At 70.4% G+C, this 4,730-nt stretch carries 3 protein-coding genes and 1 pseudogene; 3 read left to right on the top strand and 1 reads right to left on the bottom strand.

The window, feature by feature from the left end:
- The 3 genes and pseudogenes from cobN to KH616_RS21625 all read left to right on the top strand — a co-directional run.
- Positions 1-2,092, top strand: a pseudogene (gene cobN, locus KH616_RS21635) (cobaltochelatase subunit CobN); the annotation flags it as partial.
- Between the two features lie 53 nt (positions 2,093-2,145).
- The gene (locus KH616_RS21630; RefSeq protein WP_292250660.1) at positions 2,146-3,213 is read left to right on the top strand and encodes an ATP-binding protein; all 1,068 of its coding nucleotides are present in this window, start codon (positions 2,146-2,148) and stop codon (positions 3,211-3,213) included.
- A gap of 68 nt (positions 3,214-3,281) precedes the next feature.
- Positions 3,282-3,881 (top strand): magnesium chelatase, encoded by a 600-nt coding sequence (locus KH616_RS21625; RefSeq protein WP_292250658.1) that lies wholly within the window; start codon positions 3,282-3,284, stop codon positions 3,879-3,881.
- A gap of 22 nt (positions 3,882-3,903) precedes the next feature.
- Here KH616_RS21625 and cobJ read toward each other — a convergent pair.
- The coding region (gene cobJ, locus KH616_RS21620) for a precorrin-3B C(17)-methyltransferase (RefSeq protein ID WP_292250656.1) at positions 3,904-4,730 on the bottom strand (827 nt) is incomplete at its 5' end.

The raw sequence follows: 4,730 nt of genomic DNA, 5'->3' as shown, positions 1-4,730 counted from the left end.
CAAGCACGGCAACCTCTAATGGCTGCCGGGCAAGAGCGTCGCGCTGTCCGACGCGTGCTGGCCGGATCTGACGCTCGGCCCGCTGCCGCATCTTTACCCGTTCATCGTCAACGATCCGGGCGAGGGCAGCCAGGCGAAACGGCGCGCGCAGGCCGTGATCGTCGATCATCTGATGCCGCCGCTCACGCGCGCGGAAAACTACGGCCCGCTGCAGGATCTCGAGCGGCAGGTCGACGAATACTACGAGGCCTTGATGGTCGATGCGCGGCGGGCGAAGCTGCTGCGCCGGACGATCCTCGCGACGATCGCCGAGCACCGGCTGCACGACGAGCTGAGCGTGTCGCCGCCACGCGATGCGCAAGACGAGGATGCGCTGCTGACGCGCGTCGACGCGTGGCTCTGCGAGTTGAAGGAAGCGCAGATCCGCGACGGGTTGCACATATTCGGCCAGTCGCCGGCCGGCCGTCAGCGGCGCGATACGCTGCTTGCGCTGGCGCGTTTTCCGGTCGGCGATGGCCGCGGCGGCCGCGCGGGGCTGATCGGCGCGCTCGCGCGGGATCTGCAGCTCGGCGACGATTTCGATCCGCTTGCCGCCGACTGGTCCGCACCGTGGCACGGGCCGCGTCCCGCCGCCTTGCAGGCGCTCGACGATTCGCCGTGGCGCCACGCGGGCGACACGCGCGAGCGGCTCGAGCGGCTTGCGCAACAGTGGCTCGAGCGTCTGTGCGCGGCAGCGCCCGGCATCGGATGCGAGCCGCCGCCGGGCGACTGGACGCACACGCTGCCCGTCATCGAGCGGATTCGCGCGACGCTGATGTCCGCGCTCGACGCGTGCGGCGTCGAGGAGTTGCGCCAGTTGCGGCGTGGACTCGACGGCCGCTTCGTGCCGCCGGGGCCGAGTGGCTCGCCGTCGCGCGGGCGTCCCGATGTGCTCCCGACCGGACGCAATTTCTATTCGGTCGACACGCGCGCGGTGCCGACACAGGCCGCATGGTCGCTCGGCCTGAAATCGGCGCAGCAGCTGATCGAGCGCCATCTTCAGGATCACGGCGATTACCCGCGCGCGGTCGGCCTGTCGGTCTGGGGCACGGCGACCATGCGCACCGGCGGCGACGACATCGCACAGGCATTCGCGCTGCTCGGCGTGCGGCCCAAATGGGCGCATGGCAGCCATCGCGTGACCGACTTCGAGATTCTGCCGATCGAAATCTTCGACCGGCCGCGTATCGATGTGACGTTGCGCGTGTCCGGTTTCTTCCGCGATGCATTCCCGAACCTGATGCATCTGTTCGACGCAGCCGTGCAGGCGGTCGCGGCGCTCGACGAGCCGGCGCATCTGAACCCGATCCGCGCGCGCATCGAAAGCGAGCGCGCCAGATGGATCGCGCAAGGCGTGCCGGCCGACGAGGCACGCCGGCGCGCCGGCTGGCGCGTGTTCGGCGCGCGGCCGGGCAGCTATGGCGCAGGGCTGCAGGATCTGATCGACCAGCGGCGCTGGCAGACCGACGCGGATCTCGCCGACGCGTATCAGCGTTGGGGCGGCTACGCGTACGCGCAGAACAGCGCGGGCGACGCCGCGCCCGACGTGTTCGGCGAGCGGCTCGCGGCCATCGACGTCGTCTTGCAGAACCAGGACAGCCGCGAGCACGACATCCTCGATTCGAACGACTACTACCAGTTCCAGGGCGGCATGACGGCGGCGGTCCGGCATCTGTCGGGGCGTCAGCCGAGCCTTTATCACGGCGATCATGCGAACCCGGCCGCGCCGCGGATGCGCACGCTGCGCGAGGAAATCGCACGGGTGATCCGCTCGCGCGTCGTGAACCCGAAATGGCTCGACGGCGTGAAGCGTCACGGCTACAATGGCGCGGCGGAAATGGCCGCGACGGTCGATTACCTGTATGGCTATGACGCGACCGCGCGCGTGCTGGCCGATCATCACTATGCGCTCGTCGCGGATGCGTACCTGTTCGACGAGGACACGCGCGCGTTCCTCGAGCGGCATAATCCGCACGCGCTGCAAGGCATCTGCGAGCGCTTCGTCGAAGCGATGCAGCGCGGGCTGTGGCAGCAGCCGGGCGACTACCGCTAGCGGATCGAATCGGTCTGGCTCGCGAGCGAACACCATCTTGAAGGAGCACGTCGATGACCGACCCGACACATCGCCAGCGGGCGGTGTTCCCGTTTCATGCGCTCGTCGGGCAGACGGCGTTGCAACAGGCGCTGCTGCTCGCGGCGATCGATCCGTCGCTGGGCGGCGTGCTTGTCAGCGGGCCGCGCGGCACGGCGAAATCGACGGCCGCGCGGGCGCTGTCGGAACTGCTGCCCGAGGGCGAATTCGTGACGCTGCCGCTGTCGGCGAGCGACGAGCAGGTGACCGGCACGCTCGATCTCGCGCACGCGCTCGCGGAGAACGGCGTGCGGTTCCGGCCCGGCCTCATCGCCCGAGCGCATCGCGGCGTGCTGTATGTCGACGAAGTGAACCTGCTGGCGGACGGACTCGTCGATACGCTGCTCGACGTCGCCGCGAGCGGCGTGAATATCGTCGAGCGCGATGGCGTATCGCACGCGCACGACGCACGCTTCGTGCTGGTCGGCACGATGAATCCGGAAGAAGGTGAACTGCGCCCGCAACTGCTCGATCGCTTCGGGTTGATGGTGGAGCTCGGGAACTGCTTCGACGTGGCTCAGCGCGAGCAGATCGTGAAGGCGCGTCTGGCGTTCGATGCCGACCCGGCGGCGTTTTGCGCCCGTCACGCCGATGCGCAGCGGGCGTTGGCCGGACGCATCCGCTCGGCGCGCGAACGGCTGTCGGTGTTGACGTTCGGCGATGCGGTGCACGCGCGGGTCAGCGCGCTGTGCATCGAGGCGGCCGTCGATGGTCTGCGCGCCGACCTCGTGATGCTGCGCGCCGCGCGTGCGCTGGCCGCACTCGACGGCGCCGATGCCGTAACGGTCGAGCATGTCGATCGTGTCGCGGACGCGGTGTTGCGGCATCGGCGCACAGTGCATCCGGCGCCGCCTGCTGCATCCCGGCAACATGACGCCCCCGGCGGGCCGCCGCCGGATTCGCCGCGCGATCGTGCGCCCTCGTCCGGCGACACGTCCCGGGACGATGCCGGCGCGCAGGGCGATTGGGGTTATCTGCCGCCCGAGCCGGCCGGCTTGCAGACCGTGAAGGGCGTCATTCCGCTGCCGCTAAAAAAACGCTGAGCCATCGAGCAGGCGCCGCCGCGACGAGGCTTCGCGGTTCTCGATGGCATCCGGGCGCGGCGGATCGCATGCCGGGCGTGGCCCCCACCGGCGCCGCCGTCGCGTGGGCGGCAACGCTCGCCGCGAAGCGCGCCGCGGCATGGCAGCCGGCGCATCTGCGCTTCAGGAAGCGAGCGGAAGCGCCGCGTGCGTTGCATTGCTTCGTGCTCGACTGCTCGGCATCGATGCTGGCGTCCGGCGGACTGGCGCGCGCGAAAGGGCTGATCGTCGCGTATTTCGATCGGGCGGCGCACGCACGCGCGGAAACTGCGCTGATCTGTTTCGGCGGCGCGGGAGCGGTCCGCCGCTTCGGTCCGGCTGTGCCGCGCTGGTGGAATGCGCGCTGGCTGGAGCCGGTCGACGGCGGTGGCGGCACGCCGCTCGCCGACGGGATCGACGCGGCGGCGAGCTTGCTTGCGCAAGCGGCGCGCCGGGATCCGGTGCGACAGCGCTGGCTGTGGGTGTTGTCCGATGGCCGCACGCGCGAGACGCCCGCGCGGCCCAGGGCGGCCGATCACATCGTGTTTGTCGACTTCGACGACGCAGCCGTTCCGCTCGGGCGTGGTGCCCGTCTTGCCGATGCGTGGGGCGCGCAATGGCTGACGCCGGACGCGCTGCTCGAGGGGTGACGCGGCCGGCGCGCGCCGGCGTTCAGCGATACCAGCGCGGCGTGTAGACCCATTCGCGCCCGTCGCCGATGCCAAAGCGTCGGGTCGTCGACGAGCCGACGATCACCATCGTCCGCATGTCGACCTGATCCGAACGCAGCGCGCCAAGCGTCGTGCCGGACAGCGTCGCGCCCGGCCGGCCGATATCGCGGCCGAGCACGACGACGGTCTCGGCGGATCGGTGCGCGCGCACGACATCGAGCGCGCGGTCGAGCTGCCAGGGCCGCGCACGCGAGATCGGGTTATAGAACGCCATCACCAGATCGGCTTCGGCCGCATGCCGCAACCGCGTCTCGATCACGGTCCACGGCTTCAGGTTGTCCGACAGCGAGATCACGCAGAAGTCGTGGCCGAGCGGTGCGCCTGCCTCGGCAGCCGTCGCGAGCGCCGCGGATACGCCAGGCTCGATGCGCAGTTCAACCGCGGCCCAGTACGGATCGCGTGTCTCGTCGAGCGCCTCGAGTACGGCCGCAGCCATCGCGAATACGCCGGGATCGCCGGACGACACGACGGCAACGCGACGGCCTTCGGCGGCCAGCTCGAACGCGTGCCGGGCGCGCTGCATTTCCTCGCGATTGTCGGTGCCGTGTACGCGCTGGTCGGTGCGGAACGGGCCGGCCATATTGACGTAGGTCGTATAGCCGAGGATGTCGGTGGCGTCGGAGAGCGCCGTCCGCGCGGCGGGCGTCAGCCACGCGGCGTTGCCGGGGCCGAGGCCGAGCACTGTTAGCCGGCCGCGTGCGCGGCCGAGTGTGGCCGGATCGACCGGCTGCCAGGCGACCGCGCAGGCCAGTGCATGGTCGCGCTGCC

It is taken from the genome of Burkholderia sp., from assembly GCF_018375725.1.
Taxonomy (GTDB): Bacteria; Pseudomonadota; Gammaproteobacteria; order Burkholderiales; family Burkholderiaceae; genus Burkholderia.
This window is presented reverse-complemented; position numbering and strand designations above follow the sequence as displayed.